The sequence below is a fragment of the Parabacteroides sp. AT13 genome, from assembly GCF_002272965.1.
GTDB classification, from domain to species: Bacteria; Bacteroidota; Bacteroidia; order Bacteroidales; family Tannerellaceae; genus Parabacteroides; species Parabacteroides distasonis.
The window spans coordinates 1638365-1658770 of the sequence record NZ_NQMH01000001.1 but is presented as its reverse complement, the minus strand read 5'-3'; the positions used below and the strand labels follow the sequence as shown (position 1 = coordinate 1658770).

Below are 20406 nucleotides of genomic sequence, written 5' to 3'. Positions count from 1 at the left end.
TTTTTTATTTTGTAAGTAAAGAGCTAATATTTTTCCCTTTTGTCTTAAAATATTTGAGCTGGTGATAATTGCAAATGAATATGAAAAAACTTAGAGCATAGATTGTACGGAACCGCAGGTCATTATTGAGAAGGTGGTGGAGTTCGAGGAGAATCTGTTGATAAATAATGTTGTGCTATTCAAAATTAACCAAACGAAAGTAGATACTTATCAAGGTTATTTATTTTATTTATTAAATTTTTGAGATAAAGATAAATATGTAATCTGTAATCTGTAAAAATTAAGGGACGTATCCATGTGGATATGTCCCTGATAAAATTTGGTTGTTACATATTGACTGTCCCTCGTACTAAGATCATGATGTTATTCTACCTTCGGGGTTTGGCTGAAGATATCATGAATACGCTTCATGTCGAATTTTGGCGTACGGTCATAATAATAGATACCGTTTTGCTCTTGTTCCACATCAGTCAACTGTGTATAGCAATATCCCCAGATATCCTTCGAAAGAGATAGGACAGCGTTAACTTGGCCCTCCAAACGTTTGTAAAACTCTTCTAAAGAATGGGGGGGCTCTCCATATCCCCAAGATGTATTTTGGGTACTTTCCATCTGTTGTGACGGGTTCCATTTTATACCGCCAAACTCATCAACTAAATAAGGCATATCTTTTTTATATTCCGGGAATTGGTATTGGTCTGTATATTTCAGGCCGTTGAAACCGATATTTTTCGGCATCAATTGTATTTCCCATTTTGGGGTGACAAATAGTTTACCGTCATTATACAGTTGCTTTTTCAATTCTTCCGGATTTTGCTCGTAATTGTGGATTGTCCAGATATCGGTAGCGATGTGTACACCACCGCTGGTACCGTGGAAAGGACGCGTCGGGTCTATCATTTTCGTTAGGTTATACAGGTCGTGCATCAGGCGCGGATATTGTATGCGATCAGGCCAGAACTCCTCGTTTGTAGGTGTCCAGATAAGAAGGGAAGGATGGTTACGGTCACGTTCTACGATTTCGGTCCATTCAGTTATGAAATTCCGGGCGGTTTCCGTATCATTGCAATCCATTCCCCAACTGGAAGCTTCCCCCCATGTAAGATAGCCCATCTTATCCGCCCAATAATAGAAACGTTCCTCGAATACTTTCTGATGGAGGCGGGCACCATTAAAGCCGGCCGCCATGGAGAGTTCGATGTCATGCTTTAACGCCTCGTCGCTAGGAGCCGTCCAAATTCCATCGGGATAGAATCCTTGATCAAGTACCAAGCGTTGGTAATAAGGTTTGTTGTTCAGATAAATCTTATTGCCTTCGATATGTACCTTACGCATACCTGTATAGCTTCTTACCTCATCTACTACCTTCCCGTTCTTATCTATTACTTTGTATTCCAAGTCGTACAAAAAAGGGTTTTCCGGACTCCATGTTTTCATTTTCTTGATGGGTAGAATAGCAGAAGATAAGGAGCTTGCCGTAATGGTTTGGCTGGCTACTATTTTACCGTTGTCTTTTACGGTTACTTGCAATTTACCTCCTAGTTCTTTATAGAAACGAGGACGCACAACCAATTGTTGTTGGTCTATATCTGTCTGCAACTGCACGGATTGCAATCCTTCCGGATGGACAGCCTCCATCCAAACCGTTTGCCAAATACCTGTGGTCCGGGTATAATTACAGGCGTAGGATTCAAATTGTAGGTTTTGTTTTCCTGCCGGTTGTTTTGCGCTTCGTAGGTCACTTTCTACATATACGACTAGGCTATGTGTCTTTCCTGGTGTTACCAAGGAGGTGATATCTACTGCGAAAGAAGAGGTTCCGCCAAAATGGCGATTGGCTAAGACTCCATCAATGTATATTTCCGATTTATAATAAACAGCTCCAAAGTTAAGTCTTATATTCTTTCCATTCCATTCTTGTGGGATCGTGATAGGACGCTGATACCAGAAATGTTGAATGAAATCCGTGTATTTTACGCCGGATAACTTACTTTCCGGGCAGAAAGGCACTGTGATCTTTTGGTCAAAACCGTTCGATTTATAGAACTCCCGTTCCATTCCGGTACCTCCGAAATCGAATGAGCAAGTCCATTCTCCGTTCAAATTTACCCAATCCATGCGTTCAAATTGTGGACGGGGATATTCGGGACGTGGGATAGACCATAAAGCGGTGATGCACCAAAACAGTAAGAATGTAGTAATGTTCAATTTTTGTTTCATAATGTATAATTGTATTATAATAAATGCAAAAATAAAAATTTGAATACTATTAGACAAATTCTTGAAAGACTATGAAGGGTAACCGCATTAAAATGTCACTTTTAGTTTTTTTGTCGCAGGAGATATACTTATTTTGTCACAGGAGATAGCTTACTTTGCCAATGAAGTATATCTTCTCTACTCAAGTAAGTAGTACTTCATTTGATTTAAAATCTATATATTGGGACATCTTGAAGGAATTGATTTATTTTATTATATGTGTAAAAAGGAGATTAAATGAGAAAAATTGTTGTTGCTTCCGATTCATTTAAAGGCTCAGTATCTTCTATTGAAGTGGCTGAATGTGCCGAGTTGGCGATCCATAAGGTTTTTCCGGATTGCGAGGTCGTGAAAATCCCGGTTGGGGATGGGGGAGAAGGTACCGTGGAGACTTTGATTACGGCGATGGGTGGAGAAGTCGTATCTTGTGTCGTACATGATCCGTTGATGAGGCCGGTCGAGGCCACTTATGGGATACTGGGAGATAATCGTACGGCGGTTATCGAGATGGCGACGGCGAGTGGCCTTACGTTAGTGCCTGTGTCGGAACGTAATCCCTTGAGAACAACGACGTATGGAACCGGTGAGTTGATAAAAGACGCTATGGATCGTGGTTGCCGGGATTTCTTGATAGGAATAGGGGGAAGCGCAACGAATGACGGAGGAACCGGTATGTTGCAGGCCTTGGGTTTTCGTTTTCTTGATAGAAAAGGGAATGAGCTGGGATTGGGTGGGCAGATCCTTAATCAGATTTATGAGATAGATTGCTCAAGGGCATTATCGCAATTGCGGGAAACTTCATTTACCATAGCCTGCGATGTGAATAACCCTTTTTATGGTGAGAAAGGGGCGGCGTATGTCTTTGCCCGCCAAAAGGGAGCGGACGACGCTATGGTCCGTTTGCTGGATGAGGGCTTGCGAAATTTTGCGGAAGTCATAAAAAGAACGGGACGAATAAAGATAGACGACATTCCGGGTGCGGGAGCCGCAGGTGGTTTAGGTGGAGGATTTGTCGCTTTCCTAAAGGCTGAACTTAAACCCGGTATCCGGATGGTTCTGGATGCCTTGCGTTTTGATGAATGTATACGGGGGGCGGATCTAATTATTACGGGAGAAGGTAAACTGGATAAACAGACTTGCATGGGAAAGACCCCATGCGGAGTATTGCAGGCAGGCATGAGACAGGGTATCCCGGTTATCGTAATGGGTGGTTCCGTAGAGGAGGTAGAGGCGCTTAATAAATCCGGGTTTCTGGCAGTCTTGCCACTTCTTCCTTATCCGGTTTCCTTGGAGCAGGCGATGGACAAGGATTTCACCTGCCGGAATATTGGGCGTGCCTTGGAACAACAATTGCGTGTAATCCAATACTATATGAATCATTAACATAGGGATATTCGTGATAAGGTATATTGTTTTCGTTTTGGAGTTTGGAGGTATTGCGGTGTTTAGTGCCACCATTTACTTTTGCGTTATCAAACTTGAAAAAACGAATAAGAATAAAAATTATTACGGATATGGAAATGAATAAGACACTTGCTTCGTCCGGTGGACGTATTACGGTAATCGACGCTCTGCGCGGCTTCTCCTTGATTGGTATTTGCTTGATTCATGGGATGCAGCATTTTGGCGCTATGGGGACGATGGCTCCCCAAGCCATGTTCCCTTGGGAAGGGACGCTGGATGAGATTTTTCGGTGGTTTATTAATTACTTGGTGTTCGGCAAGTTCTTCATTATATTTTCTTGCCTGTTTGGTTTGAGCTTCTTTATCCAGATGGATCGGGCAGCTCAAAAAGGTGTTGATTTCCGTGCTCGTTTTTTATGGCGATTGGTACTATTGCTGGTGATTGGTTTTGTTCATGGTTTATTAGTCCGTGTAGATATTTTGTTGGTGTATGCGTTGCTTGGTTTTGTATTGGTATTGATGTATAAATGGCCTACTAAATTATTGGTGGGAATCACCCTTTTCCTTTTCTTGGGCGGTGCCTCGCTAATTCCCGTAGCATATAAGGCTGTAACGGCTCCTGCCGTCGAGCAAGTGGTGGAGAGACCGGCTGCCGCACCTATCGCTCGTGCTGAGGCTCCCCGGCGAGTCCCGACATTAGCCGAGACCATTGAGAACAACGCTTGGGACGGATTGGTAGGAAAAATGAATTTCCAGTTTGCCAGCGGTCGTATCTATCTGACCTTGGGATTGTTTATCCTCGGATTTATCGTAGGCCGAATCCGCTTGTTCCAACGCATGGATGAGTTCCGTAGCCGTTTGAATTACGGGGCGTTGGTCGCGTTGGTTTTAATCGGCTTGTTGTATCTGCTAAAACCTTATATACCTGCCGCATCTTGGCGTGAGGTCTCTATCAATGCGTGGATGGGTGCTACGACAACTAACTTGATTAATCTGATGACGGCTTATCTGTGGGTGGTGTTGGTCTTAGAGGCTTACCGCTCGGTAAAAGTTCAAAATGCCATGAAACCATTGGTTAGCTATGGGCGTATGGGATTGACAAACTATATCGTACAATCCGTGACCGGTGTCTTTATTTTCTCCGGTTTTGGCTTGGATTGGAGCCATTTGGGTGTTTTCTTGAGTGTATTGGTCTGCCTTGGATTTACGGCTATACAGATAGCCTTTAGCCAATATTGGCTGTCGGGCTTGCGCTACGGCCCGATGGAGTGGTTATGGCGGACCGGCACGTATATGAGATGGCAACCCATCCGTTTGGGTTAAGCCGGAAAGCTTTGTTCTCAATACAAATTCCGTACAATAAGACCATTGATGAGTCTAGTGTATAAAATGCTAAAAATCAGAGTCAAAAAAGCACGATGATCTTTCATCCAAAACACGTACGACTTTTTGAAAAAACATGTACGTGTTTTGGATGAAAGTCGTACGTGTTTGTCCCGAATCCTTCCACAGAAAACCAGAGCGCATATAAAAATCTACAAGAAGCTTCACTTAAACGAAGCGGTAAATGAAAAAGCCGTGGATGGAAGATCGTATAATTAGAAATAATATTTTTAATTTTCATTTTAAAATCTCATCTTTGCGATGAGATGGATGTTAAGGAACAGTCAATAGTACAGAAATTACGGAATGGCGATCAAGGTGCGTATCGATATTTATATGATCGTCATTATGTGGTACTATGTCAATTTGCCAATGAGTTGGTTGGCGACCCATTTCTAGCGGAGACTATAGTTGGTGATGTGATATTTCATCTGTGGGAAATCCGTGAGACATTGGATATAAATAGCTCTCTTCGTGCTTATCTAATGCGGGCTGTGCGGAACCGCTGTTATAACCATATCTCATCAGAAAAGGAAAAGAAGGAAGTTCGTTTCTCGAAGATTGAGTCTGAGACCTTAGGGTGGGACGCTATGATACAATCGGATGAACAGCCGCTCGGTATATTACTTGAACGGGAGTTAGAGAAGGAGATCATAAAATCAATCGATAGTTTAGGCGATGAATGTAAACGAGTTTTTAGAAAAAGCCGTTTTGAGCATAAGAAAAATGAGGAAATCGCTACAGAGCTAGGAATTTCTGTCAATACGGTTAAATACCACATAAAGATGGCTTTAACCCGCCTACATCAAGATCTGAGGAAGTATCTGATCTTGTTGATATCATTTTTCTCCTTGTGAGAATGAAAAAATTGATGTTTCTCACTACCCCTTGAGGAGAAATAACTGTCTTATATATAAAAGCTGGATATTTAATCTATATGGAAGAAAAGAAATCACATACGAAAAACGAGCGATCATTACCTGATCATGAAGAACAAGAACTTTGGTTCTCTGCTTTGGCTGCCGATGATTCCTGTGCCTATAATGTCGATAAGGCGTTCGATCGTTTTGTTTCTCGTACCCAGCAAAAACGCCGTACGGTATTCAATATTCCTAAAATCGTTTATGGTGCGGCAGCGGTTATCCTATTATTGATCGCTTCTACGATTTCCTATTGGTGGGGTGAGCGGCAATTACAGAACCAGTTTGCGGATATCTTGGTGGAAGCTCCTTTAGGGGCCAAGACCAAGCTGATTTTACCGGATAGCACATTGGTCTGGTTAAACGCTGGCTCAAAGATCGTATATTCGCAAGGTTTTGGGGTGAAAGACCGCCATCTTCGGCTGAATGGAGAGGCTTATTTTGAGGTGAGGAAAAATGAGAAGTTACCTTTTGATGTAATGACGAAAGAGTTGAATGTAAAAGTATTGGGTACTAAGTTCAACTTCCGGAATTATGACGAGGACGAAGAGGTAACCGTGAATCTGTTGGAAGGAAAAGTTCAGCTAGAGAATTATGTGAAGAAGATGGGAATAAACTACTTGTCTCCTTCAGAGAAGGTTACCTTGAATAAACTTACCGGGGAAATGATTATAAGCCGAGCGGAAGTGAAAAACGCTAAGGAATGGACAAACGATGGACTATTCTTCGATGAGATGCCTCTATCTGACATTGTGAAAGAACTGAATCGTAGCTATAATGTGAAGATTCATATTGCGGATGAACAGTTAACCCATAATCGCTTTTATGCGTTATTCAATAGAAAAGAACAGACTATCTATAATGTGTTAGATATTATAACTGCGACAAATCAAGTAAGATATAAAGTGGAAGGTGATAGTATTCTGCTTTATGCGAAGTGATAGATAATTGTTTAACCTTAAAATTGTTTTAATATGGAGAATATGGAAGGAGATTAAAAAAGGAGTAATAGGATCATAAAAGGAATCGGAGAATGGGCTAGATCCTCCGACTCATAAATCCTCAAATTACATTATGCAAATGATCTGGATGAGGAATACAAATGTAATCAATCCTCTGAAAGGTCATCATCAATCACAAGTTAAATTACTAAAAATTAAGCTATTTATGAAAGTTGTAAAAAAGGTCATTTATGTGGCTGTAGCTTTGTTTTGCTTAAATCTAACTGTTAGTGCTCAGAGTATAACCTTGAAGGTGAGCAATATAACAGTAAAGCAAGCGATGGATGAGCTGAAGAGTAGGAGTGGCTACTCATTTGTATTCTCGTCTGCGGATGTGGATACAGGGAAGAAAATATCCGTATCTGCGGAGAATCAATCGGTCAATGCGGTAATCGAACATATCTTGCGTGGCCAAGGGCTGACGTATGAGATCCAAGGGAAAAATATTATCTTGAAAAAGGATATCTCAACCTCGATCGATAAAAAAACGAAGGTAACAGGAACTGTAAAAGATCAATATGGTGAGGCTATTATCGGAGCGAATGTTGTTGTAAAGGGGACTACAGTGGGGACGATCACGGATATAGATGGAAATTATACGCTCGATGTCCCGTCTGGTGCGAGCTTGCAAGTGTCTTATATCGGATATCTTACGCAGGATGTAGTGACGGCCGGTAAAAATAACATTGATATTAATCTTATAGAAGACACTCAAAAACTGGAAGAGGTCGTGGTTGTCGGATATGGAACACAAAGAAAAGGAGAATTAACCTCATCTATTTCCAGCGTAAAAAGTGAGGATTTCATACAAGGTTCCGTACAAGATGCCGCCCAATTGTTACAAGGTAAGGTTGCGGGTCTGGGTGTTGTACTGTCTGATGGAGACCCTGCCAGTTCTACGCAAATTATGTTGAGAGGTGTTGGCAGTATTGCGACTGGGGCATCTCCTCTCGTGATTATTGATGGTGTTCCCGGAGAGCTTAACATGGTCGCTCCAGAGGATATCGCTAGCATTGATGTGGTAAAAGATGGTTCAGCCGCCGCTATTTATGGAACCCGGGGTAATAATGGCGTTATTTTCATCACTACGAAGAAAGTGAGAGGAGAAATTCCTGTTACGGTGGATGTGCACGCTTATATGACCACTCAGCATATCAAGAAAAAATTGAATATGATGGACGCCTCCCAATATCGGGAATTGGTAAAACAGGGTAAACCGGGTGCTGTGGATTATGGATATGATACCGATTGGATGGATGAGATTATGCAAACTCCTTTCTCTTGGGTGACAAATGCGAGCTTGAAAGGAGGGACTACGAAATCTAATTATATCGCCAATATTAACTACAAATCTGCGGAAGGTATCATCAAACGTTCTAAAAATGATGTCTTAACCACCCGTATTGAGGTGAATCATAGTATGTGGGATGATTTATTGAAGTTCAACCTTAACCTTATGGGACGTGAACAGACTTATCATGCGTTTGGCTCTGGATCTAGCTTCAATGATGTCATCTATAGAAATGCGCTGGCCTATATCCCGACAGACCGTCCGAGAAATGATGATGGTAGTTGGGTCGAGCATCCTACTATGTATGAGTACGCTAATCCACTTGCATTGATCTATGAAAGTGATGGAGAAAATAAAAGTAGACAAATCCGCTCTTTCGGCTCTGTCACTCTGACTCCTATCAAACAGTTTTTTATCAAAGCATTGGTTTCGCATACGACTTGGAACCAGACAAGGGGTTATTCTGAATCCAAAAAACATATTTCTACGATCCGGGATAACAGAAATGGCTATGCGGCTAAGGGAAGTGCGAGTTCAAGAGATAATTTGATCGAGTTAACAGCGCAATATAAAGAAACTTTCGGATTACATAACGTTACAGGGCTGGTTGGCTATTCCTATCAAGACAATGTTTATGAGGATGAGTATATGATTAACTGGGATTTCCCGTCTGATCAATATACATATAATAATATGGGGGCAGGATCAGCGTTGAAAAGAGGGGAGGCTACTATGAACGCTGAGAAAGAGAAGTCAAAGTTAATAGGTTTCTTCGCTCGTGCTAATTATAGTTATGATAACCGTTATTTAGCTACGGTGAGTATTCGTCACGAAGGCTCATCCAAATTTGGAGCTAACCATAAATGGGGTAATTTCCCTGCGATGTCTGTTGGTTGGAATGTATCTAACGAACATTTCATGGAAGGCGTTGACTTCTTGAGTACATTGAAAGTCAGAGCAGGTTTTGGTATTACAGGTTCGCTTCCCAATGAGGCTTACTCGTCGTTAAGCAGACTTGCGTCTGGAAATAATTTCTTAACGAATGGTTCTTCTTGGGTTCCGACTTTACAGCCTGAGAGTAATGCGAATCCGGATCTTAAATGGGAGAAAAAAGAGGAATGGAATCTTGGTTTTGACTATGGTTTCTTCAATGAGCGTTTGAGCGGTAGCATCGATTTATATCAAAGAACGACTCGTGATATGGTATGGGAGTATAATGTTCCCAGACCTCCTTATTTGTATCCTACTATTTTAGCGAACGCAGGTACTATGAAGAATAAAGGATTGGAAATACGTCTCAGTGCCATACCTGTTCAAACGAAGAATTTTCAATGGGTTACAACTCTCAACTATTCAACGAACAGCAATGAGGTCGTATCCTTATCTAACAACCAATTCCGGGTTGAAAGTGGTTACTTCTATGCCGGTTATCTGGGAAATACGATCAAACAAGATACCCATATCGTAAAAGAAGGAGAGCAAATGGGTAATTTCTATGGATTCAAATCTATCGATGTTGATGAGAATGGTAAATGGATTATTCAAGGTAAGGATGGAAATCCTAAACCGATCGATCAACAGCAGCAAGAGGATAAGATGGTCCTTGGAAATGGTTTGCCAAAACATTTTTTAAGCTGGGATAATACATTAACATTCAAGAATTTTGACTTGAACCTCACAATGCGTGGTGCTTTCAAATATCAGATATTGAATACTCCGAGATTATATTATGAGGTACCTGTCAGCTTAGCGCATGGTAATTTAATGGCTACTGCATATGATCCGGTATTCGGCAAACGTCCGTTGAATGATCATCAAGAGCTTCAATACGTAAGTTACTATATCGAGAATGGAGATTTCTGGAAAATCGATAATATTACTATCGGTTATACCCTCATGTTAAAAGATAGTTTCTTAAAGAAAGTCCGAGTGTATGCTACGGCTAATAACTTATGCACTATTACGGGATACAGCGGTATAGACCCGGAGGTAAACACGCAAGGATTAGACCCGGGTGTGGATCCGCTGAACAGATATCCGTCCACCCGTTCTTTTACTTTAGGGGCCATGTTTACTTTCTAACTTAAAATTTGATTATCATGAACTCATTTATTAAATATATCTGTGTTTTTTGTGGAGGTATAGGCTTGCTTACATCCACTACTGCCTGCACGAATCTGGATGAGGAAACTTTTTCCGAGATCACTGAAAGTACGTATAAGTATGAGGCAGGCGATGCGACCAAAGTTGTCGGAAGCTCGTATGCGAACCTAAGAGGTTTCGTCGGCTTTAATACATACTATATACAGGAAATCTGCACGGACGAGACCGTACAGCCTGCTAACCAAGCCGGATGGGACGATGGCGGTGTTTTCCGTCGTATGCATCTTCATTCATGGAATACCAATCAAGCGCATGTAAATGAATATTGGAATTGCTGCTATACAGGGATATTGTTGGCGAACAGAGCTATCGAAATTATATCTGAAGATGATTTCCCTATAAGCAGCACAGAAAATAAAGCCTCCCTGATTGCTGAAACCCGTGCTTTACGGGCCTACTATTACTGGTTGGTAATGGATAACTGGGGAGATGCTCCCCTTGTTTCCGCATCGACTTCCGAACAACTGGAAAAAACTCCACGGGCGGAGATTTATAAATTCGTGGTGCAGGAATTAACTGAATGCATGAATGATCTATCGGAGCAAAAAGATGCTTCTAATTATGGGCGCTTCAATAAATGGGGAGCGAAAGCTCTTCTCGCAAATGTATATCTGAATGCGGAAGTTTACACGGGTACACCTCAATGGGAAGCTTGTATAAAAGAATGTAACGATATATTGAACAGTGGTCAATATCAGTTGGAATCAGATTATCTTGCGCCGTTCAAGGTCTATAACGAAGGTTCGGTGGAAAACATCTTTGTGATACCTTTTGACGCTGTTTACGCACAGGGTTTCGAAATTTATAAAGCGATCCTGCACGCTGCCAACCAAGCGACTTATAAGCTCCAAGATAGCCCTTGGGGACCCGGATCGTATAAGGCGGTACCTCAATTCATCAATACCTATGATCCGGATGATGAGCGCCTGGATATGACTTGGATTCAAGGACAACAATATGCCGCTGACGGCACGCCATTGGAAGGTTCTTATGATATGATGGGTAAGCCTCTTGTCTTTGTCAATAGCATGCCCGATGGTATTTTCACGGGAGAAGCGGATGGATTCCGCTTGCAAAAATATGAGATACAAGAAGAATGTAAGACTTTCATGAATAACGATTTCGTGATCTTCCGCTTAGCGCAAGTCTATATGATGAAAGCGGAATGTTTATTGCGTACGGGTAAAGCGGATGAGGCAGCCCAGTTAGTTACCACCGTACGCCAGCGTGCGTTCAGGAATCATCCGGAAAAGGCTAAAGTGACAGGTAATGATTTGAAACAACCGTCTAAATATGTATATGGAACAGTTTCGGATTATGTATTAACTCCTCAAGGGAAAAGTTATCCGGAGCAATTTGGGCGTTTCTACGATGAGTTAGGTTGGGAGTTCGTAGGTGAGACAATGCGTAGACGTGACATGATTCGTTTTGGTCATTTCACTAAAGCCGAATGGCTTTCTCACAAACCAAACGGGGATTTCCGGAGTCTGTTCCCGATCCCACAAGAAGCGGTTGACGCAAATCCGAATTTAAAGCAAAATCCGGCGTATGAATAATCTTAATTTGAATATATGAAGAAAGTAACAATTTTTTCAATGATCTTTTTCCTTGTTATTGGGAATCTATCGTTGTTTGCACGTAAAAACGTGCAACTTACCTCTCCAAACGGCAAGTTGAAGTTCTCATTGACACTTGAGCGAGAACATCCGGTTTATGATATTCAATATCAAAAGCAGGCATTGGTGCAAAACTCTCCCTTAAGCCTCGTTTTCGATAACGGGGCTTTTGGAGAAGGGCTTAAGATGAACAAACCGGTTTTCAGTACAAAAGAGGAAACATACGAGTTAATTGTCGGTAAGTCGAAAACAGTCCATAGCTTGTCGAAGGAGGTAGTTATTCCCCTAGAGGAAACGGCCGCTCCTTTTCGGAAGATCAATCTTGTGGTTCGGGCATTTAATGACGGTATCGCTTTCCGTTATGAATTTCCAGAGCAACCGAATTGGAAATCGTATGTTATGTACGATGAGAATACGGCATTTAACGTAGTGGATAATCCTAAATTCTTGGGTATGTATTTACCTTCTTATCAAACCTCGCACGAGGCCACATATTCACATGTGAAATATGAGGAAATAAAAGAGCGGAATTTAATGGATATGCCTGCGTTGTTCGAATATCCGAACCATATTTTTATGGCTATTACGGAAGCGGCTGTCAGGGATTATGCCGGAATGTATCTGTGGAAAGAAAATGGGTGTTTACAAGGTAAGTTATCACCTAAGCTTAATCAAGAACAGATAAAAGTGGAGGCGAGTCTTCCGCATCAGTCTCCATGGCGTGTTTTCATGATCAGTGACCGGGTAGGAGCCTTGATAGAGTCTGATTTATTGACAAACCTCAATGAGCCGTGTAAAATAGAGGATACCTCATGGATCAAACCCGGCAAGACAACTTTTACTTGGTGGAATGGGAACGTAACACCAGATACGACCTTTTTGGGGGGTAATAATTTCCCGACCAATAAATATTATATAGATTTCGCTGCCCGCAATGGTTTGGATTTCCATTCAATATATGGATATGCGGAACAGCCTTGGTATACAGATGATGGGACATGGTTCGGGTTTCCCGGGGAAAATTCGGACATTACGAAACCTGTGTCTAGCTTGAATATGCAAGAGATTTGCGATTATGCGAAAAGCCAAGGTGTTCAAATCCATTTATGGACGAATTGGAAACCTTTATATGCGAAGATTGACGAGGCTTTTGCCTTATTTGAAAAGTGGGGGGTAGTAGGTATGATGATTGATTTCATGGATCGTGACGATCAAGAGATGATACGTATTCAAGAAGAGTTCTTGGCAAAGGCGGCTAAACATCATTTGTTCGTGCAGTTCCATGGTTCCAGTAAGCCATCTGGATTACATCGGACCTATCCGAATGAATTTACCCGGGAAGGGACGCTCAATTATGAGAATTTCAAAGGATGTATGGTCACGACTGCGGATCATGATATATCTATGCCTTTTACCCGTTTATTGGCTGGAGCTGCCGATTATCATTTAGGCGGGTTTCGGGCTCTTCCGAAAGACAAGTTTAAGATACAACAAAGTAACCCTTATGTCACTAGTACTCGCTGCCATATGCTAGCGATGTATGTCGTATTGGAGAGTTATTTGGGAATGATCTGCGATACTCCGGAAGCTTACGAAGGCCAGCCGGGATTCGAGTTCTTACAAACCGTACCGACTACTTGGGACAAAACGGTCGTACCGGATGCCTCTGTCAATGAGTATGTAGCGGTCGCACGTAGGCATGGGGACGATTGGTACGTTGGAGCGATCAACAATAGTCAAGCCCGTGATGTGGAAATAGCCTTGGATTTCCTCGGTAAAGGAGATTATAAAGTAACTCTTTATAAAGATGCGAGAGACACGGATACCAATCCTAATCATCTTATCAAAGAAACTTTAACTGTTACCGCAAAGGATAAAATAACAGTACCGCTCGCTTCAGATGGTGGTGCCGCTATGCATATCCAACCTGTAGACATATCTTTCTAAAAGAACTTTATTCCAGTAGAAAGAGGCTATCTCCGAAAAAGTGAGATAGCCTCTTTTTATGTTAAAAAGACTGTCTCTGTAAGTGAATTGAGTGAATGAGTCGTATATATTAAGAAGAATGAATCTTAATATTTAGAATGATGAACACAAGAAGGGATTTTTTGAGAAAGGGGGCTTTTGCGGGCTTAGGAATGTTAACCATGTCGGAATTGGCGAAGGCAGTAGTGAGTAAACAAAATGGAAATGTATCTCCGAAGATTAAATTGGAAAAGGATAGTGTGATTCTTTTTCAAGGTGATTCGATAACGGATATGTTTCGAAAATATGACTGTAACCAATGTAATACACCCGAGCAAATGGGTATGGGATATGCCTTATTTGCCGCCTCAACCTTATTGAGTGATTATCCAGATAAGCAATTGAAGATATATAACCGTGGTGTAGGGGGCAATAAGGTATATCAGTTACGAGATCGTTGGGAACTGGATACCTTGGCTATTCAGCCGGATGTGCTAAGTATCTTGATTGGAGTAAATGACTTCTGGCATATATTGATGGGAAATTATAAAGGATCATTAGGGATTTATGAAAGGGATTTACAAGATCTGCTACATTATACGAAGGAAAAACTTCCCAATGTCCAACTAGTGCTAGGAGAGCCTTTCGCTTTACGTGGCGGATCCGCCATTGATGATGCCAAATGGTTCCCGGAGTTTGATGGTTACAGGGCATCGTTGAAAAAACTAGCCGATGAGTTTAATGCGATATTTGTTCCCTACCAAGCGGCATTCGACGCTGCGTTAAAATTAGCTCCAGCTCGTTATTGGGGAGCGGATGGTGTACACCCCGATTTACCGGGCCGTCAGTTAATGGCAAATGTCTGGTTGGAAGCAACAGGATTAAAAAAGTAAGGTAGGGAGATCGGAGATAATATATTTATTTCTCCTAGAGGTAAGAGGCTGTCTCATAGTGGTGAGGGAAGCCTCTTATTTTGTTATCATACAATGAAAATGAATGATTAAAACGATCGTCTAGATTCGTCACAAAAATATATATTTTTCTCTGACCTACAATATTCAAAGCTTTCATTTATCTTCTTTCTTTTCATGTAGTTAGCTCTTCATAATGAAGCATATTCAATATTAAAAAAAACGGTTGATTTAGACGATCGTTTAAACTAGTCGTTTTTGTAAGAAATATTCTCTGTAACTATCTGTAAATGTTATGATAAGGATAGAGTTTCAAATTCTGAGAAATGAAAGTAACAAAGGAAATAATCTCTCGGCTGCAGGAAGGAAATATGCTGGCGTTTCAGTCTGTATATGAATCGTATAGCGCTCATATCTATAATTTTATCTATTCCTTATTGTATAACAGGTTAGAGGCGGAGGACTTGACGCAGGAAGTCTTCGTTAGGATCTGGGAAAAGAGAGATTCACTGGATATAGATAAGAATTTTGATTCCTATATTTTCACGATTGCCCGTAATTTAGTGTATGACGAGTGGGATTCCCTTTTCCATGCGGAGCTATATATGAAATCCTTAGAAGCAGATTGGGATGAACGGGACACTTCAAAAGTCGAAGAAGATATTACGGTAAATTCGATAGGACAATATATTGATTATCTTATCGATAAATTACCGGTATCCCGTCGGGAAATCTTTTTGCTTAGTCGTAAAGAACACTTATCGACGAAGGAAATCGCACAACGTCTGTCTATCTCCGAAAGAACCGTTGAAGCCCAGATTTACCGCTCTCTTCAGTTTTTAAGGAAGTATTTGGCGGAAGAAGGGATCTTGCTTTGGCTCTTATCTTTTGTTGTTAATGAATATTAAATGCGAAAAAAAAACGCTTTGCTTGTAAGTAGTCGCTTCGGGCAAAGAGTATATAATCATGTAAAGCGTATGGAAAAGAGTGAATATATCATATTATTAGAACGTTTCTTGAAAGGAGAGACTACTCATGACGAGGAACGGATTCTGGTGGATTGGTTCAAGAGCGATGTTTCCCGGGATGAATTAAGGAACTATATCCAGCGGAAATGGGAAATTGCGTCTAACAGTTCTATTCCTACGGATTTGAAGGAGCGAATGTTCCGGAAAATACAAAGTCGTATTGAGAGCGTAGCGGTCGAGAAGAAGGACGTTGGGCGTTTTTCTCTTCGGAATATCATGCGTTATGCGGCTATTGGTTTGTTGGTGATCTGTGCCGGTTTGGGAGGACATCTGCTGACAAGGTATTCACGGTCGGTTGGTGTGGAAAAAGACTATCTGGTCTTTGCTGCTAAAGGACAGAAAGCGAGCGTTGTCTTACCGGATGGTTCCAAGGTTTGGCTGAACTCAGACTCAGAAATCAAGTACACAAACCTATATGGAGATGGAGAACGCATCATATCCTTGGATGGAGAGGCTTATTTTGAGGTAGCGAAAGATAGTCTCAATCGTTTTGTCGTACAAGCGGGCGATTTAGCGGTAGAGGCGTTGGGCACTTCTTTTAATGTAAAGGCTTACGAAGAAGATAATCAAGCCGTGGTCACCTTGTTTCAAGGAAAAGTAAAAACGAGTGTCGGACGAGACGAGGCGTTCTTATTACCGGATCAAGCGGTTACTTACTTGAAAAACAAGGGGCAACTGAAAAAATCCACACTGAATGACGCATATAGGGCCTGTCTATGGCGGAATAATGAGTTGGCTTTTAATGATGAGGCTTTAAGCGAGATCGCCGTATTGTTAAACCGGATGTATAATATCCAAGTAGTATTTAAGAGTGAGAAGGTTAAAGCATTACGATTCACGGGAGTGATAACCAATAATAGCTTGGATAATATTATCGAACTAATCAGTTTGACATCGCCTATTATATATACATCAAAAGGAGATACTATTATTATTGATGAAAAAAAGTAATGCCTATGACGAAGGACTTGAGATAACAAATGTCGGGCTTGTATAGCTAAATCAATCGTTAACTTTTGATATGTTTTTGTGAATAGTCCACTCTGCGAAAAAGAGTGGAAGCGTATCATATTGTGTAAATTATACTATTAAAAACACGTGGAAAATGCGTAAAATTAAACAAACGGTACGAACAATCTTATTGTGTGGCTTCCTATTTGCTTATACGGACGCCACTTTTGCGCAGATAACTTTATCTGTGAAACAACAACCTGTTCGTGAAGTTATTAAAGAGATCGAAAGGATCAGTGATTATCGTTTCTTTTATAATGAAAACTCGATTCCGATGGAGAAACGGGTTACGGTAAACGTAAAAGATAGCGATATCGAGAATGTACTTAATTTGATCGCCGATCAGATGGGTATATCGTATGTTATTAAAAACAACCAAATCGCCCTATCCGCTGAAAAGCGAGTGAATGTAGCCCAGCAAACAAGGAAAGTGCAGGGGACGGTGGTAGATGATCTAGGGATGCCAGTTATCGGAGCGAATGTATCCGTAAAGGGTACCACCAACGGTACAATTACGGATATGGATGGTAATTTCTTGCTGGAAGTGCCTAACAATGCCATTTTGGAAATTACTTATATTGGCTATCGCCCTCAAGAGATCGCTATAAAAGGGCAGACTCGGGTCGATATTAAATTAGCGGAAGATACTCAAAAATTGGATGAGGTCGTAGTGGTCGGTTATGGTACGCAAAAGAAAGCGACCTTAACCGGAGCTGTCGCCTCCTTGAAGGGCGAGGAACTGGCAAAGGTTAGCCAACCGAATATGAAGGCAAACTTGATCGGTAAGATCCCGGGTGTACGCTATCAAGAGTCTACGGGTGAGCCAGGTGTCGATAGCTCGGATCGATTTAATATCCGTGGTTTTGGAGAGCCGTTAGTTATTGTGGATGGAGTGGAACGTCCGTTTACCCAGATCGATCCGAATGAGATCGCTTCTATGAACGTCTTGAAAGATGCCTCCGCCGCTGTGTACGGTTTCAAAGGAGTGAATGGTGTCATCATTATTGAGACGAAAAAAGGTGAGATGAGCCGCCCTAAAATTAACTATAGCTATTCTATCGGTTTGCAATCTCCGGTAAAGAACCTTGAGATGATGAATGCGTATGAATATGCCTATTACCGTAATCAAGCGTTGATGAACGCCGGACAATCCAAGCGTTTTACGGATGAAGAGGTCGAGAAATACCGTACAGGTTCGGACCCAATCAATTATCCGTCCACCGACTGGTATGCGGAAACGGTCCGCAAGGTTGCCCCGAAACAACAGCATAACTTGAATATCAATGGAGGTTCTGAGAAGATCCGCTATTTCTTCTCGTTAGGATATTTGGATCAAGAGAGTATCTTAAAATCTACCCAAGAGTTTAAGCGCTATAATTTCCGCTCAAATATTACGGCTGAGATCACCAGTAAATTGAACGCTGAAGTGGGCCTAGGCGGTCATATCGATGATTATAAATATCCGTATTGGACGGGCGATGAAGGTATCGAGTTATTTACAGCGATTAAGTCGAACGCTCCGAATGTCCCTGTCTATGCCAATAATAATAAAAACTACTACTATAATTCGGACAATAATGAATTGAACCCGGTAGCCATGCTCGATCGTGACGCTACAGGCTTCAAGGATAAGCGCAATGTCGAGTTTAACGGTCAATTAGCCTTGAATTATGAGATCTTTAAAGGACTAAAAGCCCGTGCTTTCTTCGCCTATGATTATACCAACTTGGCTCAGAAAGAGATGAAGACGGCCTGTACGTTCTATACCTACGATTCGGTTCAAGATACGTATAACCCGATAACGAAGGTTGCGAAGGGAGAGTTGATGGAGAAAACTCAACCTTATTATAAGACTACCCAGCAATACTCATTGAACTACAAGAATACATTCAATGATTTGCACGATGTGGAAGCTTTGGCTTTATGGGAGTGGAAAGAGACGAATACGAACTGGTTCATGGCTAGACGTTATTATTCGACAACATCGGCTATACCTGAGCTAGATAGAGGTGACGTGGATAATATGTATAATGAAGGAAACTCTGCGGTCTATAAATATGGCGGTTTAGTAGGCCGCTTGAATTATGTCTATGCGGGTAAATATATGGCTGAGTTCAGTTTTCGTTATGATGGCTCTTATAAGACGGCTCCGGATAAACGTTGGGGATTTTTCCCTGCCGTATCTGCTGGCTGGCGTATTTCTGAAGAGCAATTTATGAAAGACTTGGTACCTCAGATGGATAATTTGAAACTACGTGCCTCATGGGGAAGCATTGGTAATGATAGCCAACTAAACGCTAGTCAGTTCGTCAGTGGATGGCAATTTGAGGATCGATTTATATTGGGAGGCGCAGGAAACTCTTCGGCTTCGATTACGAATGGTATGAAAGAAGCGAATTTGGCGAATCCGAATATTACTTGGTATAAGGTAATGACTACGAATGTTGGTTTGGATGGCTCTTTCTGGGGCGGTAAGCTTAGTTTTGAGTTCGATTACTTCTATCGCAAGACGACAGGATATCCGGCGACACGTAACACTTCTTTACCAACTACCTCTGGTATCCCTTTGCCGCAGGAGAATTTGAATAGTAGTGATAATCGTGGTTTTGAATTGTCTTTAGGTACTGTCCAACGGATCGGGAACGTGAATTTACAGATCAAAGGAAATGTGGCTTATGCTCGTGAAAAGGATTTGTATAAGGAGCAGGCATTACCACTGAATCAATATAAGAATTGGAGAGACAATGGCGCATATCGTTGGAAAAATGTTACTTGGGGGTATGAACATATCGGTCAGTTCCAGTCTTATGATGAGATCTATAATTCACCGATCCAAGATGGTAAAGGTAATTCATCGTTACGTCCAGGTGATATTAAATATAAGGATCTGAATGGAGATGGCTTGATTGATGCGAATGATGAGAAAGTGATAGGTAAAGGAACTTTCCCTGACTTAAATTTCGGGCTGACATTAGCTGCGGATTGGAAAGGCTTTGATGTGAATATCTTATTTCAAGGAGCCTCGAACTATACGCAGGTATTGAATGCCTTGACCAGTCCTTTCCGTGGACCGGGCGAGGGAAATGGTTTCCGTGTATGGATGGATAGTTGGCATAAGGCGGATTATAATGATCCGGATAGTGAGTGGGTACCGGGCAAATTCCCCTCTTTACGTATTGAGGGTAATGATAATAACTCGAAAAAATCCACCTATTGGACGACTGATGCGTACTATGTTCGCTTGAAATCTATTGAGATTGGGTATACCATTCCCAAGAATCTTTTAAGCAAGGTGGGTATTGAGCATTTGCGCGTATATGCTAATGCGTATAACCCCTTGACAATTACGAATGTCAAATATACAGATCCAGAGGCAATAGAAGGTTGGCAAAGTTTCTATTATCCGCAATTGAAAGTATATTCATTCGGTGTTAACGTTAGTTTCTAATAGGATT

General features: G+C 41.5%; 12 protein-coding genes. 11 read left to right on the top strand and 1 reads right to left on the bottom strand.

What is annotated here, in order from left to right; all coding sequences use genetic code 11:
• Window positions 1-363: 363 nt before the first annotated feature.
• Window positions 364-2220: a glycoside hydrolase family 2 TIM barrel-domain containing protein gene (locus tag CI959_RS07055; RefSeq protein WP_057317266.1), complete on the bottom strand. Its 1857-nt coding sequence runs from the start codon at window positions 2218-2220 to the stop codon at window positions 364-366.
• A gap of 276 nt (window positions 2221-2496) precedes the next feature.
• On the opposite strand from CI959_RS07055, the gene CI959_RS07050 reads away from it, so the two are divergent.
• The 11 genes from CI959_RS07050 (at window position 2497) to CI959_RS07000 (ending at window position 20399) form a co-directional block, all read left to right on the top strand.
• Window positions 2497-3642 carry a glycerate kinase gene (locus CI959_RS07050; RefSeq protein ID WP_057317267.1) on the top strand — a complete coding sequence of 382 codons (1146 nt, stop codon included), beginning with the start codon at window positions 2497-2499 and terminating at the stop codon, window positions 3640-3642.
• Window positions 3643-3773: 131 nt separating this feature from the next.
• Window positions 3774-4985 carry a DUF418 domain-containing protein gene (locus CI959_RS07045; RefSeq protein WP_057317268.1) on the top strand — a complete coding sequence of 404 codons (1212 nt, stop codon included), beginning with the start codon at window positions 3774-3776 and terminating at the stop codon, window positions 4983-4985.
• 326 nt (window positions 4986-5311) lie between these two features.
• Window positions 5312-5902: an RNA polymerase sigma-70 factor gene (locus tag CI959_RS07040; protein ID WP_057317269.1), complete on the top strand. Its 591-nt coding sequence runs from the start codon at window positions 5312-5314 to the stop codon at window positions 5900-5902.
• An 80-nt stretch (window positions 5903-5982) separates the two neighbouring features.
• Entirely contained in the window at window positions 5983-6906 is a 924-nt protein-coding gene (locus CI959_RS07035) for a FecR family protein (protein WP_009016724.1), read from the top strand.
• A 226-nt stretch (window positions 6907-7132) separates the two neighbouring features.
• Entirely contained in the window at window positions 7133-10339 is a 3207-nt protein-coding gene (locus CI959_RS07030) for a TonB-dependent receptor (RefSeq protein ID WP_057317270.1), read from the top strand.
• A 17-nt stretch (window positions 10340-10356) separates the two neighbouring features.
• Window positions 10357-11976, top strand: a complete 1620-nt coding sequence (locus CI959_RS07025; RefSeq protein WP_057317271.1) for a RagB/SusD family nutrient uptake outer membrane protein — start codon at window positions 10357-10359, stop codon at window positions 11974-11976.
• A 15-nt stretch (window positions 11977-11991) separates the two neighbouring features.
• Complete coding sequence (locus CI959_RS07020; RefSeq protein ID WP_057317272.1) at window positions 11992-13983, top strand: glycoside hydrolase family 97 protein; 1992 nt, start codon at window positions 11992-11994, stop codon at window positions 13981-13983.
• A 140-nt stretch (window positions 13984-14123) separates the two neighbouring features.
• Window positions 14124-14894 (top strand): SGNH/GDSL hydrolase family protein, encoded by a 771-nt coding sequence (locus CI959_RS07015; RefSeq protein ID WP_005860134.1) that lies wholly within the window; start codon window positions 14124-14126, stop codon window positions 14892-14894.
• Window positions 14895-15238: 344 nt separating this feature from the next.
• Window positions 15239-15820: an RNA polymerase sigma factor gene (locus CI959_RS07010; RefSeq protein WP_036630099.1), complete on the top strand. Its 582-nt coding sequence runs from the start codon at window positions 15239-15241 to the stop codon at window positions 15818-15820.
• A gap of 69 nt (window positions 15821-15889) precedes the next feature.
• The gene (locus CI959_RS07005; protein ID WP_057317293.1) at window positions 15890-16891 is read left to right on the top strand and encodes a FecR family protein; all 1002 of its coding nucleotides are present in this window, start codon (window positions 15890-15892) and stop codon (window positions 16889-16891) included.
• Between the two features lie 154 nt (window positions 16892-17045).
• On the top strand, window positions 17046-20399 hold the full coding sequence (locus tag CI959_RS07000) for a TonB-dependent receptor (protein WP_057317287.1): 3354 nt from the start codon (window positions 17046-17048) through the stop codon (window positions 20397-20399).
• The last annotated feature ends 7 nt before the right edge of the window (window positions 20400-20406 follow it).